This is a genomic window from Absiella sp. AM09-50 (assembly GCF_003433845.1).
Classification (GTDB): domain Bacteria; phylum Bacillota_I; class Bacilli_A; order Erysipelotrichales; family Erysipelotrichaceae; genus Hoskinsella; species Hoskinsella hominis.
The window spans coordinates 88,920-110,542 of the sequence record NZ_QVFI01000008.1 but is presented as its reverse complement, the minus strand read 5'-3'; the positions used below and the strand labels follow the sequence as shown (position 1 = coordinate 110,542).

General features: G+C 31.4%; 18 protein-coding genes. 5 read left to right on the top strand and 13 right to left on the bottom strand.

Features of this window, described 5'->3' with window-relative positions; translation table 11 throughout:
* Positions 1 to 8: 8 nt before the first annotated feature.
* Positions 9 to 2,267 (bottom strand): EAL domain-containing protein, encoded by a 2,259-nt coding sequence (locus DW114_RS09250; RefSeq protein ID WP_117453466.1) that lies wholly within the window; start codon positions 2,265 to 2,267, stop codon positions 9 to 11.
* A gap of 288 nt (positions 2,268 to 2,555) precedes the next feature.
* Between DW114_RS09250 and DW114_RS09245 the strand changes: the two genes are divergently transcribed.
* Positions 2,556 to 4,598: a sensor domain-containing diguanylate cyclase gene (locus tag DW114_RS09245; protein ID WP_117453465.1), complete on the top strand. Its 2,043-nt coding sequence runs from the start codon at positions 2,556 to 2,558 to the stop codon at positions 4,596 to 4,598.
* A gap of 25 nt (positions 4,599 to 4,623) precedes the next feature.
* Here DW114_RS09245 and DW114_RS09240 read toward each other — a convergent pair whose 3' ends face one another.
* Positions 4,624 to 9,432: a DUF4132 domain-containing protein gene (locus DW114_RS09240; RefSeq protein WP_117453464.1), complete on the bottom strand. Its 4,809-nt coding sequence runs from the start codon at positions 9,430 to 9,432 to the stop codon at positions 4,624 to 4,626.
* The gene (locus tag DW114_RS09235; RefSeq protein ID WP_117453463.1) at positions 9,433 to 9,813 is read right to left on the bottom strand and encodes a hypothetical protein; all 381 of its coding nucleotides are present in this window, start codon (positions 9,811 to 9,813) and stop codon (positions 9,433 to 9,435) included.
* 204 nt (positions 9,814 to 10,017) lie between these two features.
* On the opposite strand from DW114_RS09235, the gene DW114_RS09230 reads away from it, so the two are divergent.
* The 3 genes from DW114_RS09230 to DW114_RS09220 all read left to right on the top strand — a co-directional run bounded on the left by DW114_RS09230 (position 10,018) and on the right by DW114_RS09220 (position 13,196).
* Positions 10,018 to 10,662, top strand: a complete 645-nt coding sequence (locus DW114_RS09230; RefSeq protein ID WP_117453462.1) for a queuosine precursor transporter — start codon at positions 10,018 to 10,020, stop codon at positions 10,660 to 10,662.
* Positions 10,649 to 11,869 (top strand): tRNA guanosine(34) transglycosylase Tgt, encoded by a 1,221-nt coding sequence (tgt, locus tag DW114_RS09225; protein ID WP_117453461.1) that lies wholly within the window; start codon positions 10,649 to 10,651, stop codon positions 11,867 to 11,869. The genes DW114_RS09230 and tgt overlap by 14 nt, the downstream gene beginning before the upstream one ends.
* A gap of 112 nt (positions 11,870 to 11,981) precedes the next feature.
* A complete protein-coding gene (locus DW114_RS09220; RefSeq protein WP_158552223.1) occupies positions 11,982 to 13,196 on the top strand; it encodes a DUF2812 domain-containing protein in 1,215 nt (404 codons plus the stop codon).
* A gap of 13 nt (positions 13,197 to 13,209) precedes the next feature.
* Here the strand turns inward: DW114_RS09220 and DW114_RS21255 are convergent, their stop codons facing one another.
* The 10 genes from DW114_RS21255 to DW114_RS09170 all read right to left on the bottom strand — a co-directional run bounded on the left by DW114_RS21255 (position 13,210) and on the right by DW114_RS09170 (position 20,327).
* Positions 13,210 to 13,350 carry a hypothetical protein gene (locus DW114_RS21255; RefSeq protein ID WP_158552222.1) on the bottom strand — a complete coding sequence of 47 codons (141 nt, stop codon included), beginning with the start codon at positions 13,348 to 13,350 and terminating at the stop codon, positions 13,210 to 13,212.
* A 255-nt stretch (positions 13,351 to 13,605) separates the two neighbouring features.
* The gene (locus DW114_RS09215; protein ID WP_117453459.1) at positions 13,606 to 15,147 is read right to left on the bottom strand and encodes a hypothetical protein; all 1,542 of its coding nucleotides are present in this window, start codon (positions 15,145 to 15,147) and stop codon (positions 13,606 to 13,608) included.
* Positions 15,148 to 15,229: 82 nt separating this feature from the next.
* Positions 15,230 to 15,793 (bottom strand): suppressor of fused domain protein, encoded by a 564-nt coding sequence (locus DW114_RS09210; RefSeq protein WP_117453458.1) that lies wholly within the window; start codon positions 15,791 to 15,793, stop codon positions 15,230 to 15,232.
* Between the two features lie 145 nt (positions 15,794 to 15,938).
* The gene (locus DW114_RS09205) at positions 15,939 to 16,298 is read right to left on the bottom strand and encodes a hypothetical protein (RefSeq protein WP_117453457.1); all 360 of its coding nucleotides are present in this window, start codon (positions 16,296 to 16,298) and stop codon (positions 15,939 to 15,941) included.
* Between the two features lie 286 nt (positions 16,299 to 16,584).
* Positions 16,585 to 16,722 (bottom strand): hypothetical protein, encoded by a 138-nt coding sequence (locus DW114_RS21490; protein ID WP_199483556.1) that lies wholly within the window; start codon positions 16,720 to 16,722, stop codon positions 16,585 to 16,587.
* 513 nt (positions 16,723 to 17,235) lie between these two features.
* A complete protein-coding gene (locus DW114_RS09190; protein WP_117453455.1) occupies positions 17,236 to 17,823 on the bottom strand; it encodes a hypothetical protein in 588 nt (195 codons plus the stop codon).
* A gap of 140 nt (positions 17,824 to 17,963) precedes the next feature.
* Positions 17,964 to 18,407 carry a hypothetical protein gene (locus DW114_RS09185; RefSeq protein WP_117453454.1) on the bottom strand — a complete coding sequence of 148 codons (444 nt, stop codon included), beginning with the start codon at positions 18,405 to 18,407 and terminating at the stop codon, positions 17,964 to 17,966.
* A 132-nt stretch (positions 18,408 to 18,539) separates the two neighbouring features.
* Complete coding sequence (locus tag DW114_RS09180) at positions 18,540 to 18,956, bottom strand: pyridoxamine 5'-phosphate oxidase family protein (RefSeq protein ID WP_117453453.1); 417 nt, start codon at positions 18,954 to 18,956, stop codon at positions 18,540 to 18,542.
* A 462-nt stretch (positions 18,957 to 19,418) separates the two neighbouring features.
* The gene (locus tag DW114_RS09175) at positions 19,419 to 19,853 is read right to left on the bottom strand and encodes an NUDIX hydrolase (RefSeq protein WP_117453452.1); all 435 of its coding nucleotides are present in this window, start codon (positions 19,851 to 19,853) and stop codon (positions 19,419 to 19,421) included.
* A 24-nt stretch (positions 19,854 to 19,877) separates the two neighbouring features.
* Positions 19,878 to 20,327 (bottom strand): hypothetical protein, encoded by a 450-nt coding sequence (locus DW114_RS09170; protein ID WP_117453451.1) that lies wholly within the window; start codon positions 20,325 to 20,327, stop codon positions 19,878 to 19,880.
* A 721-nt stretch (positions 20,328 to 21,048) separates the two neighbouring features.
* Between DW114_RS09170 and DW114_RS09165 the strand changes: the two genes are divergently transcribed.
* Positions 21,049 to 21,387, top strand: a complete 339-nt coding sequence (locus tag DW114_RS09165) for a hypothetical protein (RefSeq protein WP_117453450.1) — start codon at positions 21,049 to 21,051, stop codon at positions 21,385 to 21,387.
* Positions 21,388 to 21,623 lie beyond the last annotated feature (236 nt).

Here is a 21,623-nt window from a genome sequence, read left to right as displayed (position 1 = left end):
TGCATATATTATGGATTCATCAGTTTTGGATTATTTTCAAGAAGTTCTTCAAAGCTTGAAATTGGTAATGGCTTGGAGAATACATATCCCTGCACAATATCGCATTTTAAAGCTTTTAATAACTCTACCTGCGGTATGGTTTCTACCCCCTCCGCAATGGTTTCCATGCCAAGATGATTAGCAAGATCTATGACGGATTCAATAATATATTCTGCTTTTTTATCATCTTCATATTCAAAGAATACTTTATCCAGTTTTAAAATATCCACAGGAATTTCTTTTAAAACATTCAAGGAAGAATAGCCACTGCCAAAATCATCCATAGAACATAAATATCCAAATTCATGAATTTCATCAATGACATTCTTCAAAAGCTCCAAGTTTTCAAATACAACGGTTTCTGTTAATTCGATTTCAATCAAATGTGAAGGAATATCATAACGTTCCTGAATATACTTATATTCTTTAAGGAAATTGTTGTAGCGTAAATGGTTACGTGATAAGTTCACAGAAATCGGTAATGCCTCTTTTCCACTATCTATCCATTCTTTTAGTGTTTGACAGACTTTTTCAAATACATATAAATCCAATTTGATAATAAAATCATTCTTTTCAAACAGTGGTATAAAATCATTTGGCAAGATCATACCATCTGTTGGACTATCCCAGCGGACAAGCGCTTCTGAACCAATCACATGACCGGTCTTCAAGCTTACTTTTGGTTGAAGATATACGACAAATTCTTCTTCCTTTAAAGCTTTTTCCATCATATTTTCCAAACGTTTTTCCTTAATCATCTGTTCATGTTCCATATCATTGTAAAAGTTGATTGTACATAAATGATGGGCACTGTTTTCCTTATCTTTCTTTCTGGCGATATTTGCTTTATCACGGATAACTACAATTTCCTGTGATTCATCTTTTACAACATAACAGCCGCAAGAAATAGGCATATAGTAAGGTTTATCTGAATTTATGTTATAGACATTGATATTTTGTGCGATATCCTGTAGTCGTTCTTCAATTTCTTTTTCATCTGTGGAATTGAATACAATATTAAAATTATCTGCGTTGATTCTTGCGACAAACTCTCCAGCGTGCAGCTTGTTTTGGATGGTTTTATAAACATGTGCCAACACTTGATTGCCTGCATCGGCGCCAAAGGTATCATTGATCAATTTGAATTTACGTAAGTCCAGCGAAACAAATGTATAAGGATGAAAATTCTTCAACTTTTTCTTTAATTCAATCTCCAGCATAATCTGAGAAATACCTTCGGTGACTGAATCTTTATATGCAAGATCTGAGATTTCTTTATTTGCTTTATAAGTACGATACGTTAAAATGAAAATGAATCCTATGAATAATACAAATAATGATCCTACTAATACAAAGATTGTCATGTTTATATATTCTAATAAATTTCGTGCATAGATGGTGGAAGGTACAATGGATAAAAGATACCAGCTTGTGCCTTCTAATGGCTTATATGTTAAAGTACGCTTTTTTTGTCCATCAACTCTGAACTCAAAACTGCCGCTTTTGCCATCTTTCATATCAGCTTTCATCTGTGCAAGAGAATAGCCAGACTCCATAACTGCCCGTTCTTCAAAACTTGTAAAGAAATTGGAACCATCTAATAAGGCATTTTCATTGGTAGAACGCTTGATATAATTTCCTTCATAAGAAATAATATGTGAAAATCCCGTTCCTGAAAAGGTGTCGGTATTCATTAACAGTTTCATTGTATCCACAGGAATATATCCAATGATGGCTGTATAATCATCGTTATCAAGATAAGGAACTGCATATATCAGACCCTTTTCTCCCTTATATAATGAAACAAGTTCATCACTGATGTACACATCGCTTGTTTTCAATTTTTCTGTGATATGTAAGGCGTCAATATGGATAGGCTCTCGCCCCTCAACATGCAGGATATCTTTGTTGTCCATAAATCCAAACCATTCAAACGCACTGCTTGATAGACTATCATTTACAAATGCTTCATATTTGGTTTCGCTTATATATTTTAATTCATTTGCGATATTACTGATGTAAGATACATTTGTTTCTACACGCTGTTCTACTTTAAAGGAAGTTTGTTGGGATAATTCATTTAGATAGCTGTTGACTTCTTTACCAACAATATTTTCTCCCTTTTTGATCAATCCCCATGAAAGCACGGATATAATCGCAATAATCATGCAGATCAGTCCTAAAAACAGGCGTTTCTGCTTTCCATCCATAAAAAACATTTGTTTCATAAATTTTTTCTCCTTATTGTGCCTAATATATTTATTTTACCATACTTTTTATGATATATGGCCTTTTCATCATACTTATTGTATAAATAAATGGATATTTTGCATTAAAATATCTTATATGAGAAAAACTTTAAAATATATTAGAAAATATATGAAAAATACTAGGAATAAAATATAAAAAGTATTAAAATTAACAGAAAAGAAGTACTTTTTATTATTTTTCTCAAATAAAATACTTTCTTCACAAATATTAGTGTAAGATATATATGTGACATAAAGGAGTCTTATATGAAAATAGAGCTGCAGAGAACATTTGATGAATATTTTAAACAATTTGAAGTTGATGAAGACGTCAATGTGAAATTAAAACAATTGATTCTGAATAATATAGGATTATCAGATGAACTATACCCTATCCTAAAACGTTTTTTAACGATTGCAAAAGAACAGCACTATGCCTATTCTACAGCTCTTGGCTACTCTATGATCTTTTATTTTTTATACTCTAATGATGTCGATCTGGCGATTGAATATAATGAAAAAGCTCGTGCTCTTTTTAAGCAGATTCCTGGATATGAGAACACCGAGGGTATCTTGACAGTTGCGAATAATGCGGTTCTTGGTAATATTTTAAAAGAAGATTATGGAGCTGCTTATGATGAAATCTTGCAGGCTATGCCAATGGCAGAAAAAAGCGAGCGCATGTCTTATTACTCTGCTTTCTTAAACAATGGCGCAATCATACTGTCAGAATTTGGTCTGTATGGAAAAGCAATTCAACAGGTAGAAGAAACTCTACAAAAAAGAGAATTTATTGGAGAAAGCAATTTTATCGTTACCATATTCCTTTATGGCAACTTATGTGTCAGTTCAGGAAATATCGAGAAACTGCGTTCAATCATTGAAACTTATGCAAATCATATACAAACAACAGAGTTATTTGACACATCTCTGTTTAATAAATTCTATCTGGAAGCTGCCATGATGGAAAAAGATTATGAAGAAGCAAAACGGGCATTTCACCACTTACAAGATACCTACAATTTTGAAACCAACGATATGATTGATAATATGGAAGTATATCTTGCGTATGCACGTTACTTTATGTTTATCCATGCGTATGATCAAGCTGAAGTTTATTATGAAATCGTATTAAAAAACGTCAATAACATGCTGGGGCATAAACGTCAGATACATGAAGAAATCGCACTGTTAAAAGCTAGAAAAAAACAATATGAAGAGGCATATACGTCTTTAAAAGAAGCACATGATCGAAGTATTAAATATGTAAACTTCATTGATGATATGTATCGCCATGAAATTGAAGACGTATGGGAACGTAACCGTATGCTTTCCTATGAGGTATTGTATCAGCGTTTGTTAGATATCACTACTTTTGGGAAAACGGTAACTTCTACACTTACAAGAAGCCAGCTGATTGAAATCATTCAAGAACGTCTGCCTCAGATATTTAAATTTGATGTTAGCAGACTGCTTCTGTATAATGAAAAGAAAAATCAATTCCAATCTTTAGATATGACCATTTTTCTATCTGCCACACACCCAGTTCTTCAACAGTGTATCAATGATAAGGAAGCTATTGTCAATGCCAATATTCAGGAAGGCGATGCAATCTGTGGACAGCTTGGTTCTTTATATGAAAAAAGTTTACGTTCAATTTTATTACAGCCTGTGACTTATCAGAATAATCTATTGGCGATTATCTATTTTGGTTCTTATCAGATTAATTTCTTTAGTCAAACTGATCAGGGATTACTACAGGTATTTGCTGATTATGTAGCAATTGCGTTACATAATATCTATCAATTTGAAAGTGCTCTGGATAAATCCAGTTATGATTATCTAACAGGAACATATAATCGAAGTGCATTGATGCAGCATGGAGAACAGATGCTTTTACAGGCTAAAGAAAATCATGAAGCTTTGGGTGCTTTGATGATTGATATCGATAACTTTAAAAATATTAATGATACCTATGGACATATTCAGGGGGATGAAGTCATTCGCCAGGTAACAAATGTTATGGATCAGTTTAAACAGCATGGTATCATTGCTCGATTTGGCGGAGAAGAATTTATCCTGTTGATTAATAATGTTTCTCAACAAGAGTTGTATCAAATAGCTGAGCATATCCGTTATACTTGTGAATCCTGTATAGTAAAATGTGGTGATAACCAGATCACATTTACCATCAGTATTGGATGTTGTCATCAGACACAAATCAATACTACTTTGAAAGCTATTTTTGAAGAAGCTGATCAGCGTTTATATGTCGCAAAACGAAATGGAAAGAACTGTGTACAAATGTAAAAGATGGAAACTGATTCCATCTTTTTTATATACGGTATATTTGTGAAAGGATAGTTGGATCTTTTAGTTTTTGATCTTCAGCAAGTAAAATGATTTTTGATAAAATTTCTGCCGTCTTTGGATCTTCATCTAAAAATGGAAGATACTGTTTTCCTCTGCGCTGGCTGTGTACTGGAAGAATATGAATATTCGCTCCATGTTTTTGATGTATCATCCCACTACCTAAATGAACAGAATAATCATTTAACGATCCTTTGATATTCGCAAAATGATCCTGAATAGTCACGTTATCAAGACGCATCAATTCCATTGTATATGTGATGATTGCTGCACGCAATTCTATCGTTGAGGTGGTTGTTAAAGGATCCACACCACCAACATATGCAACACTGACCGCCATATCTAAATCACGCATAATTTCAGAATATGTAATATCATCAATATCTTTTATTAAGACTGGTTTCCCTGTTTTACGATGGATAAACTCTACATAATCAATACATGGCGCCTCTATATCGGATGGAGAAAACCAATCTGCTTCTGCATATAAATTCACAATAATATCTTTATGATACAAGATACGTTGTATTCCTGTTTCATAGCTTAGATTCCATTTACGAGATTTTAATGCCGCTGCTGCTTTCTTGACTTGTATCTGATAACCACTGTAACGTTTACTCATAGATACATCTTTTTCTTCATCTAATTTCAAATAAAGTTCACGGAATACCTGTTTAAATGGCTGTACAATTTGTTGCATAAAAATATATTGTTGAAAATCCTGCCAGATTCCTGCTTGATATAAATCATAGGGATGGGCAATCTGGATTTGATCTTTTAATTCATGATATTGCTGTGTGTCCCAAAGCAATCCATCCTTATAAAAGCCAAAACCTGTGGCTTGTTTTAAAACAAGTGAAGAAAGCAATGGAGATAATATCGGATGATGCATCAGCACTTCGATTTCTTCTTTATGAAAGCATGTTTGCTCTTCCATTGCGCTTTCTAACAATGCTTTACTACGTTGCTGCTGTTTATTAAAATCTTGGTGTATTTCTTTCATTGTAAGTATTACTTCATGTTTCTTTATTTTTGCCGGAACACTATTCAACAGTTTTCCATTTTTACTGATTCTGAGTTTATTTTTGCCATCACTAAGGATTTCAATCCAGGCTTCGTAGTCATCAACTTTTTGAGGAATTAAATATTGCTTTGTACTTTCAATAATCTTTGATTCCATCATCCATGTTAAACGTGTGACATCACCATAACCAGAATTTCTAGCAAGATTGATGAGAGCAATTTGTACACAACGTTTTTCACTTGCTTGGCGTTGTGAACCAAACTGCTTAGACTGCGTTAAGAATGTTTGCACGTTCTGATATCGCTCTAATAAATCCTGTTCATCAGTTAAAGGCACAATACAATATGCATTCAAAGCATCTTTATTACGCTTTTCCTGCGCCTGTTTTAATAAATCTTCCTTTTTACTGAATCCAAGGCAGGCATCAGCATACTTTCTAGCACGTGTATGACATGCATTATCGCATAGAAATTTTGAAGCTTGATATAATACTTGGAATCGTTTCTTGCCTAAACGTTTATAAACCTGACGACACCATTCCATATCAAAAGCGCCATCTTGCAAGTCAATTGGATCAAGGCTGGTATATTTTGCAATTTCTGCTTTCTTTGCATCATCTGCGCCTTCCTTCATATGTGCTATAAAATAATAGCATCCTTGAACAAAACCATCCCATTTTAAGTATTCAGAAATTAAAGAAATCCATTGTGGTGCAAGCATTGCGACTTCCACTAATCGTTCCTCTTTTATACCTGTATCATGAAACATATCTGCACAATCAGAATCTAGAGGCCAGCAATGACGAATGAACCATGTTAAATGATCTCGCTTTTCATTCCCTCTTGTATGGCGAACAAAGTTTTCATGTTCCATTGCCTGAATAAGCTTAATCAAACGGGATAATCCAAATACAACATCTAGTGAATGAACAAAATCACTAACATCGGTTTTCTGATTGATTCGGGTACATTCTGATTGAATTATACGATCTGTAATTTCATCCAGACATTCTACCAATATTGACTGTACATCCTGATATTTTTTATTCAAAATTCCATTAAATCTTTTTGGCCTATTATAGGCATACCCTTGATAAGTTAAACGTATTGCATTATTTAATTCATTTGATTCTCCATAGTATCCATGTATTTTTTCTTTTGAATATATACATAAGATTCCTTCGTATAATAGTTCCTTTGATACAAAACCTTCTTTTACAGCTTTTGCTAAAAACAAAGGAGAAGGGATATATTTATTGGTAATTTCAATATCTGTCTGCCTTGTAAAACGATCAAACAATTGTAAAATTAATGGGCATATTGATTTAAACTCTTCTTCGTTTTCCCATTCGTTTTCTAATATACTCAACATAAACTTTAATTGATAATGTAATAATAAAGAAACACTATACGTTGTGTTTGTATAGGATTCTTTTTGTTTATAACTATCAATTTTGGCATCTTGTAGTAATGCTGTTAAAACGATTTTTGACTGATGAAAAAATATCTTTCGTGCTTCCTCTTTTATATCTTCATAATATGCTTCTATTAATTCTGTTATAGTTTTATAATATGGGATTTTTTCTAATCTTTTTGCTACATCAACAATGCCTTGTGCATGATAAAACACTTTTGTCAGTGATACATCCTCATTGGCATATGGTGCATTCAGCTGAGATACTAAAATAAACAATTGTTCCATGGATAATGCATCTTGTTGAAAGTAGTCCCTCCAGATTTCGGGAAACGGCATTGCATCCATACCATTTTTAGACCAGTCTTTATAGATTCCATGTACATTATTTATTTGATAATATTCTCCATATCGTTGATATTCTAATTCTCCATGCTTTTCTATACGCTTTGACCATACTTCGAAATAATCAAACAGTTTCTGCTCGTTCCATACAAAAACAGAGGATAAATCAGGCACTATTTTCTTGTGAAACAAAGCACTTCTTATCTCACAGGTTGGTATGTTTTCCTTGACTTCACATGGGATGATCTGATCTTGATGATATAATCCAAGACCATCTTTCATAGAATATGTAACTTCTTTAATATCCTTTGATTGAACCTTCGCTAATCCTGGCACTTTATCAGCAAGTTCTTTAGCGGCGTCTTGTCTGGTCAACATAGCGTCACTAGACAATCTTTCATAACTTGCCTGAACAACTGATGTTTTTTGATTCGCAAGGATTTCCACAATGCGTCCCCTTGCATTTCCCCTTTTTGTTTTCAATTTTTCTTCTAATTGAAGAATTTCATCTTCTGTTAAATCCAATTGTAAGAAACGATTCTTAACGGCTTCCTGTAAGGTTTCATTTGCCGCTGTAATGTTTTTTAAAAGATATTTACTTTGTGCACTTCTTGATACCATTGATAAATCATATTTCACCATATCTTTTAATTGATCTCCATATAGGGAACCTACTGCATATGGTAAAAACAGCTCTAATATTTCAGGACATTCTTTATGCAAATGATATAAATCATAAAGAGCATGTGCTATTTGATTTTTGGATATGCGTAAATAAAACCATTCAAATCCTTTACAATGATATGTTTCTTGCGCTTTCATATTATGTATAAAAGCTTCCATCCTTTTCGCAAAAGCATAAGCTTCCCTCGTATTTTGAAAAGGTGAATATTGATAGATAGCAAAATTCAGCTGATCATATAATAATGCCAGTATCCACTTATCGTGTTCATATTCTTGAAATAAATAAAGATAATCTGCAGATGAGAAGTTTTGAATATTGATAAGATAAACAATTACGCTGGCAGTAATATGAGATTGTCCACGTTCAAATAAAGTGATACCTTCCTTTATTGCATCTTCTTTATTTTTGATACCATTGACAAATAAAGCCAGGTAAATATCCAAAGGCTGATCACTTAATAATGCATGTTTTCGTGAAGCTTCATCCTGTATATATAAATGAATATGTTCTAATAAATAACCAATCTGGCGTGTCGTTACTTCTTCATAACCGATACCACACCACGTCATGATTGCACGCTGTATGGATGCATAGCGTATAAGATTTTCCTTCATGATCAGTGAAATCATTTTATTCAAGAAAGATAGCTGATAAGCATCGCAAACTTCTGCAACACTTTGGCGTAACCCTTCCTGCAGACGTGCTGCGGATACAACAGATAATAAAAGATCTTGTAGTTCTTCATTATGTGACATCGCAATGGCACAGATTAAATCTCGTGTTAATACACCAACATTATTTTCACTTGTTAAAACCTCTTTTGCTGCAGCAATTGATTCTTGATCTTCCTGTAAAAAAGCAGCTGCCATAACAGGTGCAAAGGAATAACGAAATTCATGATCATATGCTCCCTGTATCATTGACTTTATGTCAAGCCCACAAGCATCTGTTATATAAAATGCTGCAATATCTTCAACTAATTGCATTGCATGATCTTTTAAATGACAGGTTCTGGCAGAAATACGCGTATATCCTTTGGTATATGCAAAAGAAGGTACTTCTTTGATATAGGTACATAAATATTGTGATTGGGTTTTTAATAGTGCCCGAAATTCATGCTGGTTATCCAAAAAAGTATCTACTCGATCTGGTATCAAGTCTACAATTTCTCGATAATCAAAAACAAGATAATATCCTTCATTAGAATCAACTGTATTTACATATTTTTTCTGTAGTGGCGTTAACTTTATCCTCTGCAATGATTGATTATATGCTTTCGCCTTCTCGATCCATACCTGATAATTCATTTACCATAACCTCCCTGTCAACATAACCATTTTTATCCATACCACTTCATCTCCATCTTTTAGTCGAAGTTCTTCATCCAGCTCTTTTACCTCTTCTCCTCTTACAAATACCCGGAATAAACCATCTTCATAATCTTGTAAAATTGTTTGTTTTGCTTTTGATAAAGGTTCTTTGTGCTGGTTATACATACCAAAAACTATCTTACCTGTATCTTCATGTTGGTAAATATCACATACATTTCCATGATATTGCTGATTATATAACTGTTCACACATCGCTAATAATAAATCACGAAGCGTGTGTACCATTGAAATTTCATAAACTTTCCTTCCTATTTCTTTACGTGCTGCCGCTTTTCTTTGAATAACTTGTATCTGCATATAATTTCCCTTTCTATTTTCTTTATAAAATACCTTTTTACTATTATACCTTGATTAAGTTGTAAAAAGTATATCTATTTATAATTTTAGCTTTAAATTCTGTATGAACTTTGATTTTTATTCATATATTTTCTATTAATCTTTCCACTAATTATAATTATATGTAGATGTTTCCACCATAACATTTTGTGATATAATACCACCATGAGCAATTTTAAAATGAAGCTTTTGATTTATTTCGCAGCGATTTCAGCTGGTACACTGCTGATTTCAAACCTATCAGCTGTTAAGTTATGGAACCTTTTTGGCATTGCAGTAGATGGAGGTGTCGTCTTATTCCCAATCACCTATATTATGGGCGATTTGATTGTGGAATTTTATGGAAAGAAAATTGCCAAAAGTATTATATTCGCAGGTTTTTTCGTTAATATATTAGCGATTCTCGTATTTTATATCGTCATCGCCTTACCGGCTTATGATGGCTGGAATATGCAAGAAGCTTACGCAAGTGTTCTTGGCTTTACACCACGAATCATTATTGGTTCGCTAATCGCCTATCTTTGTTCAAATATCTTTAATAACTTTATCTTCACAAAGCTGAAGAACGGTAATGGAATTTTCGCATCAAGCTTTATCGCAAGAGCACTTGGCTCTTCTGCATTTGCACATATTATTGATTCATTTATCTTTGAAACAATTGCCTTCTTTGGTGTACTGGCATTTCAGGAATTCCTAGCACAAGCAATTTTTGCTTATGTACTTGGCATTGGATTTGAAATAGTATTATCACCAATAGAAGCATTCATAGCAAAGAAATTAGGAGGAAAACTGGAACATGACAACATATAAAAACAACAACACATTCAGTTTTGAAATCACAAAAAGAATCCCAGGAAAACTTGGTCGTGCTGGAATTATCCACACCCCACATGGGGATATAAAAACACCAGCCTTCATGGCAGTAGGTACCAATGGCGCTGTGCGTTTTATGTCAATGGAAGATTTAAATGCAGTAAATGCACAGGCAATGTTAAGCAATGGTTATCACTTAAGAAATATATCTCCTGAAATTGCAGAAAAAGGCGGTCTTGCCGCATGGTCTGGCTGGGATGGTCCAACGCTTACTGATTCTGGTGGATTTCAGGTTATGTCTTTAGGATCTGGCTGTGGAAAAGTTGTCAGTATGAAACGAGAACAAGGGGTTGTGAATGCTGATCCAAAAGAGCGTTTGGCACATGTTAGTGAAGATGGCGTACAATTCCATGATCCTTTCACTGATCAGGAAGATTTCATTGGTCCAGAAGAATCTATGCAGATACAATGCAGAATTGGTGCAGATATTCATATGGCATATGATGAATTAACCTCACTTGCGGATAGCTATGAATATAATGTAGAAGCACTTGCACGTACAGAACGCTGGGCACAAAGGAGTTTGGATGAACATAAAAAACTATGTGATCAGCTGGGTTATCATCAATCTTTGTACGGAGTTTTACAAGGTGGTCGATGGGAAGATTTACGTCGATCTACAGCAAAAAAATTTGCGGAAATGGACTTTGATGGTTATGGACTTGGTGGTGCTTTCTTAAAGGAAAGTCTTGGGGAAATCTTACGCTGGTGTTGTGAAGAGTTACCTGAAAATAAACCACGCCATTTGCTTGGCCTTTCACATCCTGATGATATCTTAATAGGTACAGAAATGGGTGCTGATACATTTGATTGCGTAGCACCTACACGTGAAGCAAGACATGGAAAGTTATACACCAAATATGGTCCCTTTAATCTGGCAAAGTTCTCTAATAGCACTGAATTAATTGATGAACATTGTGATTGTCCTACATGTAAAGCTGGATGGACACGTGGCGCATTGCGTGAACTTTGGAAATCCCCTGATTTAGAAAAGAAACGTCAATACTATAACTTGTCTTCTATACATAATCTACGATTTATCGTACGTCTAACTGAAGAAACACGTGCTGCGATTGAAAATGGAACATTTGAGGAATATAAAGCAGAATTCTTACAGAATTATTATCATACAAATGCAAAGTAAAGGATATATCCGTATTGGGTATATCCTTTTTGATACATAATTAAAAAATATCTTCTTATTCACTAGATTATTTTATATAATAGAATTAATCAAGGTAAATAAGGTGATGACTATGAAAATACAATTGATGAAGTTTCTTTTGGAAGATAAAGATATCCTGCAGCAACATTTAGATAATATGGCAGATCAAGGATGGTATTTAGATAGCATATCTAACTCTTTTATAATATTTGAAAAGAGTAATACACCATATTACTATATTGTAGATTATAACTACAAAACTTTAAAAGAAAAAGGATATGTAGAAGCTAAAATAGCCGATGAAAACACTTCAAAAACCATTCAACATTGTAAAGAAACCCATACAGCCTATTTTCATATTTATTACATGATGGAACGTCCTAGTGAGTTTTTTAATACGCTCATTCATGAAGATGCTTTAACAAAAGAGAGAAATCATTTACGCTGGAGATACTGCTGGCTTCCATTATTCATTATCTTTTGTTCTTTCACAATATGTTATGGTTATCCACAATTATTCTTAACTTTATTATCTTACAATATCTCGATTATTCTTAGTTTATTATTATTTATCACTCTTCCATTTTGTATAATTTCAACATTCAATCAACCATTGCATACATCAAGTTATAAAAAGAAAATACGGAAAATCAAAATTCGTTCTATTTTCACTTGGCTATTTGACTTTATAAGTTTGGTTTTAATCGTTAGTATTCTGATATTATTCAATCATAGCGATTCATCTAAAGGAACCTTGTCATGGGCTGTTGTCTGTTTATTGATTGGTAAATTTATTTTTCAACAACTTGGTGAGAAAAAATCTTATATCAAACTAATACTAATTGCAGGATTGTTGTACTTTAGCCTAGACTTCTTTTATAGTCATTTTCTAACAGTTTATCATCCAACTGTTACTTCACCATGTACCTTTTCATCTGATGTAACCGAATTAAATCATAATACGTGTGAATCTAAAAACTATCAATCTATTCTAATAAAATATAAATCATGTATTTTAGAAAATGATGATAATTATTTTGATTACCAACAATATGATACGAAAAGCAATTTCATAACAGATTTAGCTATGAGATCCATAACAAAGAATCGTAAAGTCGTAAAAACTTATGAATATAAGGGTGTGGAAGTATATACTCCTGATCGAGATAACAGTTTCATAAGTCAGAAATATAAATGGCAGCCTTTTCTTGTATTGCGAAAGAATCATCATCTTATTGCCTTAACCTCAAACAATAATTTTCATAAGAATAGAATCATAGAAATCATTAATGAATTAAATTGGTAAAATCTTCAGTAAATCATTTTATTTTATTCTTTTTGTTTTTTATTTTTCTTAAAATCAAAAGCAGTATGAAAAAGAATATTCCTGCATTAAAGATATCAAAAAGCAATCCACCTAAATATTCTGCGCTACTTGCAAGCATAATAGTATTTAACATAATCATTTTCTCCCTTCATTATAAATAAAGGTATCACAAATTCAAACTATTGTAAATAGTAAATAAGCTTATACCTTTATTTATCGCTTTTTGGTATAACGAGATCATGTTGAATTTCTAATTTTATTATTCTTCCTATTGATTTAGACGCTTCTATATTACAATTAATATCCATTTGAATTGTTGTTGTGAAGAAAAGTATAAATATAATCATGAAATATCTACTATCCTGTTACTGTGATTTTTTTCACATTCCTACTTTACCAACATAATATTTATTTGACTCAATACTTGTTCATCAAAATCAACATCACTTATATCTGCTTTATTCAATTTCAAATATCTTTTTTCTATACTTTCAACTACTGTATGTTGAAAAATTGACATTAGTATATCTAATTTTATATATTTTTCTACTATATTTTCAAAACAATCCTGTTCTTTCTTTTGTAATTTTGGTTTAACTTCATCTTTAAAGCCTAAAAACCACTTAACTAATCCAATATCACTTTGTTCCCATTCATTAAAAGGTACTTCTGATTCTACATTAAAATTGCACCAAAAATATAACATAGAAGGATAGTTTTGTTTTGCTATAATAGATGCAAAACATTTATCGCTATGAATACTATCCATAATGTAATCAGGGATTTCTTTTCTATTTGTATAAGAATGATGAGTCAAACAAGCACCAATATATGTTCGACCTTGAAAACAAAGAATAATTGTTGTAGTCACATTACTTATATAAAAACAATTTTCTTTCCATTCTAACTTTATGTTATGAGGAAATAAATCTCTTTGAAAACAAAGAATAATTGTTGTAGTCACATTACTTATATAAAAACAATTTTCTTTCCATTCTAACTTTATGTTATGAGGAAATAAATCTCTTTGAAAACAAAGAATAATTGTTGTAGTCACATTACTTATATAAAAACAATTTTCTTTCCATTCTAACTTTATGTTATGAGGAAATAAATCTCTTTTTGATGCATATAGAATTGTCATATAAGCACAATATCTATTTAAATATAGATAATCATAACTTATATCTGTTTTTTCTATACTTTTAATGTGAGGTTTTTTAACCTTTTCTGGTAGCTTTATATCATGTTGAATTCCTAATTCATTTAAAGTTTCAACAAATTCTCTTAATCCATCATCTTGATAGGAATTGGGCAAGTCGGATATATTTAGTTTCAGTCCTTTGAAACTTTTATTCTTTTTATAAAAATTCCACAGGGTATTAACGAAATCAAGTTCATTTTTATCTAAATCCTCATGATATTCCATCCAATAATTCATAAGGTCCTTTTCATTAGAAATATGTGGCATGATCAGCTCTGCGCTTTCTGTTTGGAATGTAGTTAAATCATCAAAAGAGTATGTTTTCCCATTGATATTCCAAATGAACGTGGTAATACTTGGTTGCACTACTCCATCTACATCTTCCAAAAGAAATTGCAGTGTTTCACTTTCTGCAATTTCTCTATACTCTTCAGGCATTTCTTTCAATTTGTTTTCTATGTCAAATTCTTCTCTTAATCTTCTGCTTCCTTCAAATCTAAATGCAGCGATAAATCCATCATCAAGAAAGGTTATGGTTCCTCTTCCCTCATCATTGATTCTATGATAATGATTATCATCCCATGATTGCTCATATGAGAAAATAGGATCTTTTAATTCTCCCACTAAATGAAATAAAGTTGATAAAATACAAGCATCGTACAATGCTGCTTTATCTATTGGCAATTCAAAAATATTATTTGGTTTCTTTCTTTTAAAGAATTTCATTTTATATCACCTATATCTTTCCTAGAGATGTAATCCTTTCTCATAGATTTAAAAAAATTGATTTTAATTTGTAAACATTAGACTATATCGCTGATTTTCTATCTAAATCAAATACATCAATATCTTTTCTTTCAAAAACATCCTCTAATACATCTGTGCCATATTCTTGCGCATATTTAAGCTCTTTATCTGAAATTGGAACAGCCATTAACCATGTAACATGATTTTTTTCATCATCTAATGGATGTAAATCATCCCATAAAAATGGTGTCGTTAATAAAATATGCTTCATATCAGAGTTTTTATAATATTCGCTGATCACAGAAGGATATATCACCCCTGGAAAACATGGATAATGTGTATTGATAATATTAAAAGCGCATGAACTTAATATATTTCCAAATTCAGGACGAGCACTTTCACAAGCAGCAATAAATTCCACTCTTAATTCACGATTTCCATCCAATTTCAAGCCGAGAGAATAATCCGATAATCCAATCGTTCCATAAGTTGTGACCCCCTCTTGTGGAGAGTCTATGCCAAAATATATATCTATACTGGATTCTTCTGCTTCATCATAAAATCTATAAATTTTTTTATTTCCGCCAACGATATTTAATAGCGTATTTGCTATTTCTTTTTTCATTATTTTAGTATCCTTTCCATTAATTTAAGCGCTTCTATATTACAATTATTGCATTTAAATACTTGAATGACAAGAAAAATTACCATCATATTAGAAAAAGCTGTACTACCCAATTTTGGATATCACAGCTTAATATTCATTTAAATCATTGTTGTGAAGAAAAGTATAAATCTTTCCCTTCTGGATCTTCTTCAATTACCAACATGCCTTCCTTTTCTATAATCTTTCCAAAAAAATACGACCACATGTTATCTTTTGTCATTTTCTTTACTGCTTCTTTAAATATCATTTTTCTTTCGACATCATCTTTGAAGTAAAAAACCAAATCATAATCTTTTGGAAGATTAGCTGTCGCAATCATGAAGTTTTCTCTAGCATTTGCCTCGATTTTTCTTGCTTTTGTTATTGAATAATCTCCATAAGTGAAATACAAATCATTGATTGTTCTATCTGTCATATTACATAACTGCAAATACTCTCCTGCTGGTACCATAAACGTGTTCATAGTTAGTTCCTCCTGAATGCTTTTAAAAGCTTCTATGATTCTGTTTACATAAGGTGATCCTATACGAAGAAAACAAGACTGCTCATCATACGAACAATTGCTAATTTTCTTTATATCACTATAGTAACGCTTATCCGTTATTAAGACAGCTAAAAAAAACTAAGTTATATAATCAAAACATTCTTATTATTTGTTCGTATAATAACATTTCTTTATCGTTGATTGCTTTATTATCATGATAATGTCCAAAATACCAACGTTTAAAATCCGTATTTATTCTGATTTTTTATAAATAATATGTTAATATATCTGCTTTAAAAAGTCCTGCTGACATCAATGCCTGTGTGCTAGTAGCACAACAATGTGTAATAATATAATCTACTTTATTGTGATGCTTTTCTAAATTACGGATACCAATATCCATTTCTTCTTAGCTTGGCAATTCCTCTTTCCACCATAACTCATGATTGATGCGATAGAGTATATTGTTCCCTATCGTTTTTCCAAAAGCCAAAATCTCCCGCTATAATTACATAGTCTTCTTTCGTCATTTGTTTTTGTTCAGGGAATTTTTCTGTACTAAATCTTAAATAATCCCCATGACAATCTCATGTAATATAAATCATGCTATCCTTCCTCCTATAGATTTCTTTTCTAATCTGGATACGAATAATATAATTGACATAATTGCGCATACAACACAAAACCATATCTGTAAAAGAATATGTACATAAATTGGAGCACTAGTAACGGATTCCACCATCACTTGATCAATATAAACAGCTATTATAACAGCAATTATAGATAACAATATAGGTATTAGTATCATTACAATTTTACTTTTCTTTAAGATGAATAATACAAACTGGCAAATAATCAAAATTAATGGTAATAGATAATTTATCATATAGTTTTCCCTCTTTCTTTTATTACCTTGTTAATATTTTGTATCAAACCATGCGTAATTTTCTTTTTCATGAACGTATATATAATGTATTTCTATATCTTCCTGGTTATAAATATCGCTTAATTTTACTAAAAAGAGTTTTATATCTTTTTCATCATTAAGTTTTTCAATTTGCTTTACTTTTTTCCGAGGATAACAATCATTTAAAATATTTGATAATGATTTACAATCTTGATCTTTTTGACATATAAATGAATTTCCTATATTCATAGTGCGAAAGCCTAGTTGTTCAACCGGTATCATGTAATAAGGTTTTTTTTGATAGACAATAGCAATATATCCTTGAATTGCTGCGATGGACTGTTCTGTACCGAATGTCTTATATGTATACATACCAGAGAATATCGTTGTGGCAAATAGTATTCCTATGATAGACATCGTTAACAGTCTTTCTCTCTTTTCTTCAAAGATAATCATAAATACAATCATTGCGATGATCAATATGATCCAAATCTTTGAAATGCTCAGTGAATGGTATAACAGAATATCAGCGGATATTAAGAGCAGATCGAAAATGAGCATAAAAATCAATATAATACGCTTATATAAAGATGACATAACTTTTACCTGCTAATTCTATTTGAGATTTAAAAATTTGCATAACCAATAACCTCTTTTCATGGTTTTAGACCGTTAATACCTTTGTCCAGTTCTATGTATAATCATATAAATAATAACAGAAGCCCCATAAAGGTTTTTTATAATGCATCTATCACAAGCACCTTATAAATTGAACTATCTTTTTTAACAAAAGAATATATAGCATTTAAACTTACTAAACCACTCAAAATCGTGGTGTAAATTGAATTAAATAGTATAAAGTGTATTCCTACACTAAATAAAATACCTGAAATTACATATTTTTCACCTTTATTACTTAATAAAATGAAAGATAACATGATACCTATCATAAGAATGATAAGAGAAGGAATAGAACAAAATCGACTATTTGATGATACATTCAAATATGTTTTTATAGGATTGTTAGTCATCAACATAAGTATTCCTAAAGTATAAAGGAAACCAAATGCCATCCATGCATATTTCATTTTACTTGTTTTATAATATACTAAACACATCAAAAACATTGATATACCCATAATGATTAAAAATAACCCTATCACTCCTTCTTTACCCTGCACCTTATTTTCCTCCACTTATTCCATTTATTTTATTATTAGCTCTATTATGACATCTTCTAAAATAGAAAACAAGATTAAAAAAACGGCATTCATATTTGAATACCTAAAATCTCATAAACTATAAGTTAGAAGCTAAAGCTCATACCTTGTTCCATGTGAGAGTAACAATCCGTCTGTTATTTCTACACATAAAATTATAGTATTTTCATCATCAAAATCATTATGCCCATTGTCTATCCACTCAGAAAATACATCTTTCAATTTCTCGGCAATTCGATAATTTTCATCTTTCCCGAAATATCCTAAATTTATACTCTTTCCATGAGCTGTAAACCATTCACCAGCTATTGCAACAGTAGAGTTACTTTCTATATGCTTCATTTTATTTGAAAGTGCATATGTAATAATATAAAATGCACCATTCTCATAATAGGCATTTACATAACGCACAAAAGGCACCTCATTTTCTACTGTTGCTAATGCAATGATGGTATCTTTTCCAAAGCGTTCAATCATTATTTTTTCAGCGTCTTCACTCAATTTTTTCACAAGGTCATCTCCTCTACCAATTCTAATTTATTTCTCTGCATATGGACAAATATCTATTTTGGAATAGCATTCTTTTGATAATTGTTTATTATCCCAAAAGCATAACTTATTTACTGTTGCAGTAACTTCGTAATCACATTTTCTATATTCCATGATAAGCATAGTCCCTCAATGCTTAAATGAAGCGCCCAAAAGGTGCACAGAATGCTCAACTACTTACTTATCACCGTTGAAGTGGCGGACTTTTGCCTGCTTTTGGTTAAAATAATACAAGATTACCTCTTTTTTTATAGGCTATATAACCCTCATGATGATTTCCTAAAATGATTCTTCCCTTTACAATTTTTTTGATTTTCATATGTGTTTTCCTTTTTATGATTAAATACGTAGACTCAAATATGCAATCTATGATATTACAAACATACCGTAGTTTACTAAAAGGGTATTTGATTTTAGCGGTATTTATATAACTCCCCTACGTTTTGCTTCTTCGATTAATTTAGGTTGAATGAAAGGATAAGTCCAATCTTTCACTAAATCGTCTATTAAAATGATTTTTTCTATTTCACTATGTATTTCTTCAAATGAATAAATATCCGCATAATAAAGCATTCCGAATGTTTCATCATTCACATTCTCATTTACTCTGGTTTTTCCTTTCACAGAGTACACGCAAATAGGCTTCATCGTAAAATCTACGGCACCAGTTTCTTCTTTTAATTCACGTTTCGCAGTATCTAAAATCAGTTCACCTTTTTCTCTATGTCCGCCAGGTACTTCATAAGTATTTCTATCCTTATGCTTACAAAATACCCATTGCCCATTTGACTTAGAAATAATAACTGCAAATTTTAATAATCTATCATCTACATTATCATAAAATTTCACTTCAATCATTTTTCTACCTCCAATAATTCTAATTTACCAAGTATATTGTCTTATTGTGCGTATTGCTTTTTGCCTGTCTTTAAAAATTAAATTCTGCATACTATCATCATATATTTTCTCATATTTTTCCAATGCCTCAAGAATAACATCTATTAACTCCGGTTTATATTTTGCTATCATAACCACATCTTTAATACATTGTCTTGCTGTAATTGGTTTTTCATCTTCGATATGTTTAAGCCACTCATCAATAATATTATTCACTTTATTTTCAATATCCCATTTTGCATTATAAGCAATCAATCGTAATCCTCTTGTACGAATATATGAATTTGTATGATCATTCATCATCTCAACAAACTTATCGAAATATGGATACACGTCATTACATTTCTCACTTATTTTCAACAGCTCTTTCAATATTTTATATGCTTGTTTATGATCTGTGCAAACAAGCTGTTCAACTTGTGCGTCTAAATTCATTTTTATCATCTCCTAGACTTTATAAAAATTCAAGTTCATCTTTCTTATACCATTATGACATTTCATGAATGAAAACACAAGATTTTAAAACAGTATTCATTTTTGAACACCTATAAACTATACAGCTTGCGGTTTGGCTATGGATAAACGGTTCTGATGAAGGCAAGGCTGTTATAAAAATAGTATCACTATTTTCTTAAAACCTAGCGTTTTGTTTCATACTGTGACTCAACAGATGAAAGCTATGCTTGTTCAATATTGATCCTCACAAGGATAACTTGTATCATTTTTCATATCCTAAATTCAAAAATAGTTTAAAAAAAATAATTAAATCTTATGAATGAAACTTGAATACGTCTAATAAATTATCACATAATCTTACGTCAACTTTACATCACAAATTACTTTACTTTGTTAACAATTTGTTAACTATTGGTGACCAACCTATAAACCACCACAAATTCTTCTATATGCTTTAAAGACTCATTTTACATTAAAAAAATCCGGGATCATTATCCTATCACAATTATAGTGAGCAAAGTCACTGTTGCTTTCTCTATGCGATTTTACGTAACTCGATGAAACAAGTTTCCTTTGACTCTATTTGATTTTCAAAAATATGTTTCTATTGGTGTTTTTAATTATCGCACTCCTTTTACTATGAAATAAAGAATGTTATAATTATGAAAAACAAACTAATTAGAATTTGTGGAGGTATGATATGCTTAAAACTGAATTCGGAATTGTAGAATATTTTGATAATGGTGAATATGTTATAGATGAATCCATCGGAGTTATTTATATTGATGAAGATAAGTACATTAATGATTGGTGGAATAAACTTCTAACAATAAAAACTTATTTTCATAATTTGGATAGGCCAGCGCAAGCGCTTGCTAGGTGGGGAATCACTTTAATTCCACCTGAGTCTTTACCAGCATTTCAAGATATTATTCTCTCAGATAAAAGAATAAATGAAGATACACATCTGGTAGAACTGGCAAATTTAATAAGTATGGCAATTAATAATAATAAGTTTATAATACATTTTGGAGTATAAAAAGATATAGACAAATTCCAGTTTATAGGTATAAACAAAATACTCATTTTTTTGGGGAAGAAGAACATGAATAACGAGATTATAATTTTTAAAGATGAGAATTAGAAGTCAATGTTAGCGAGAATAGAGAAATAGTTTGGCTAACACAGAATCAAATGACCTATTTATTTGAAGTAGACAGAACAAGAATCACAAGACATATTTCTAATATCTATAAAGATAATGAATTATCCATG

Bases quoted from the DNA above. Each gene is read 5' to 3' on its own strand.
- DW114_RS09250 (WP_117453466.1), bottom strand. From the start codon at position 2,267: ATGAAACAAATGTTTTTTATGGATGGAAAGCAGAAACGCCTGTTTTTA.
- DW114_RS09245 (WP_117453465.1), top strand. From the start codon at position 2,556: ATGAAAATAGAGCTGCAGAGAACATTTGATGAATATTTTAAACAATTT.
- DW114_RS09240 (WP_117453464.1), bottom strand. From the start codon at position 9,432: ATGAATTATCAGGTATGGATCGAGAAGGCGAAAGCATATAATCAATCA.
- DW114_RS09235 (WP_117453463.1), bottom strand. From the start codon at position 9,813: ATGCAGATACAAGTTATTCAAAGAAAAGCGGCAGCACGTAAAGAAATA.
- DW114_RS09230 (WP_117453462.1), top strand. From the start codon at position 10,018: ATGAGCAATTTTAAAATGAAGCTTTTGATTTATTTCGCAGCGATTTCA.
- tgt (WP_117453461.1), top strand. From the start codon at position 10,649: ATGACAACATATAAAAACAACAACACATTCAGTTTTGAAATCACAAAA.
- DW114_RS09220 (WP_158552223.1), top strand. From the start codon at position 11,982: ATGAAAATACAATTGATGAAGTTTCTTTTGGAAGATAAAGATATCCTG.
- DW114_RS21255 (WP_158552222.1), bottom strand. From the start codon at position 13,350: ATGTTAAATACTATTATGCTTGCAAGTAGCGCAGAATATTTAGGTGGA.
- DW114_RS09215 (WP_117453459.1), bottom strand. From the start codon at position 15,147: ATGAAATTCTTTAAAAGAAAGAAACCAAATAATATTTTTGAATTGCCA.
- DW114_RS09210 (WP_117453458.1), bottom strand. From the start codon at position 15,793: ATGAAAAAAGAAATAGCAAATACGCTATTAAATATCGTTGGCGGAAAT.
- DW114_RS09205 (WP_117453457.1), bottom strand. From the start codon at position 16,298: ATGAACACGTTTATGGTACCAGCAGGAGAGTATTTGCAGTTATGTAAT.
- DW114_RS21490 (WP_199483556.1), bottom strand. From the start codon at position 16,722: ATGGATATTGGTATCCGTAATTTAGAAAAGCATCACAATAAAGTAGAT.
- DW114_RS09190 (WP_117453455.1), bottom strand. From the start codon at position 17,823: ATGTCATCTTTATATAAGCGTATTATATTGATTTTTATGCTCATTTTC.
- DW114_RS09175 (WP_117453452.1), bottom strand. From the start codon at position 19,853: ATGATTGAAGTGAAATTTTATGATAATGTAGATGATAGATTATTAAAA.
- DW114_RS09170 (WP_117453451.1), bottom strand. From the start codon at position 20,327: ATGAATTTAGACGCACAAGTTGAACAGCTTGTTTGCACAGATCATAAA.
- DW114_RS09165 (WP_117453450.1), top strand. From the start codon at position 21,049: ATGCTTAAAACTGAATTCGGAATTGTAGAATATTTTGATAATGGTGAA.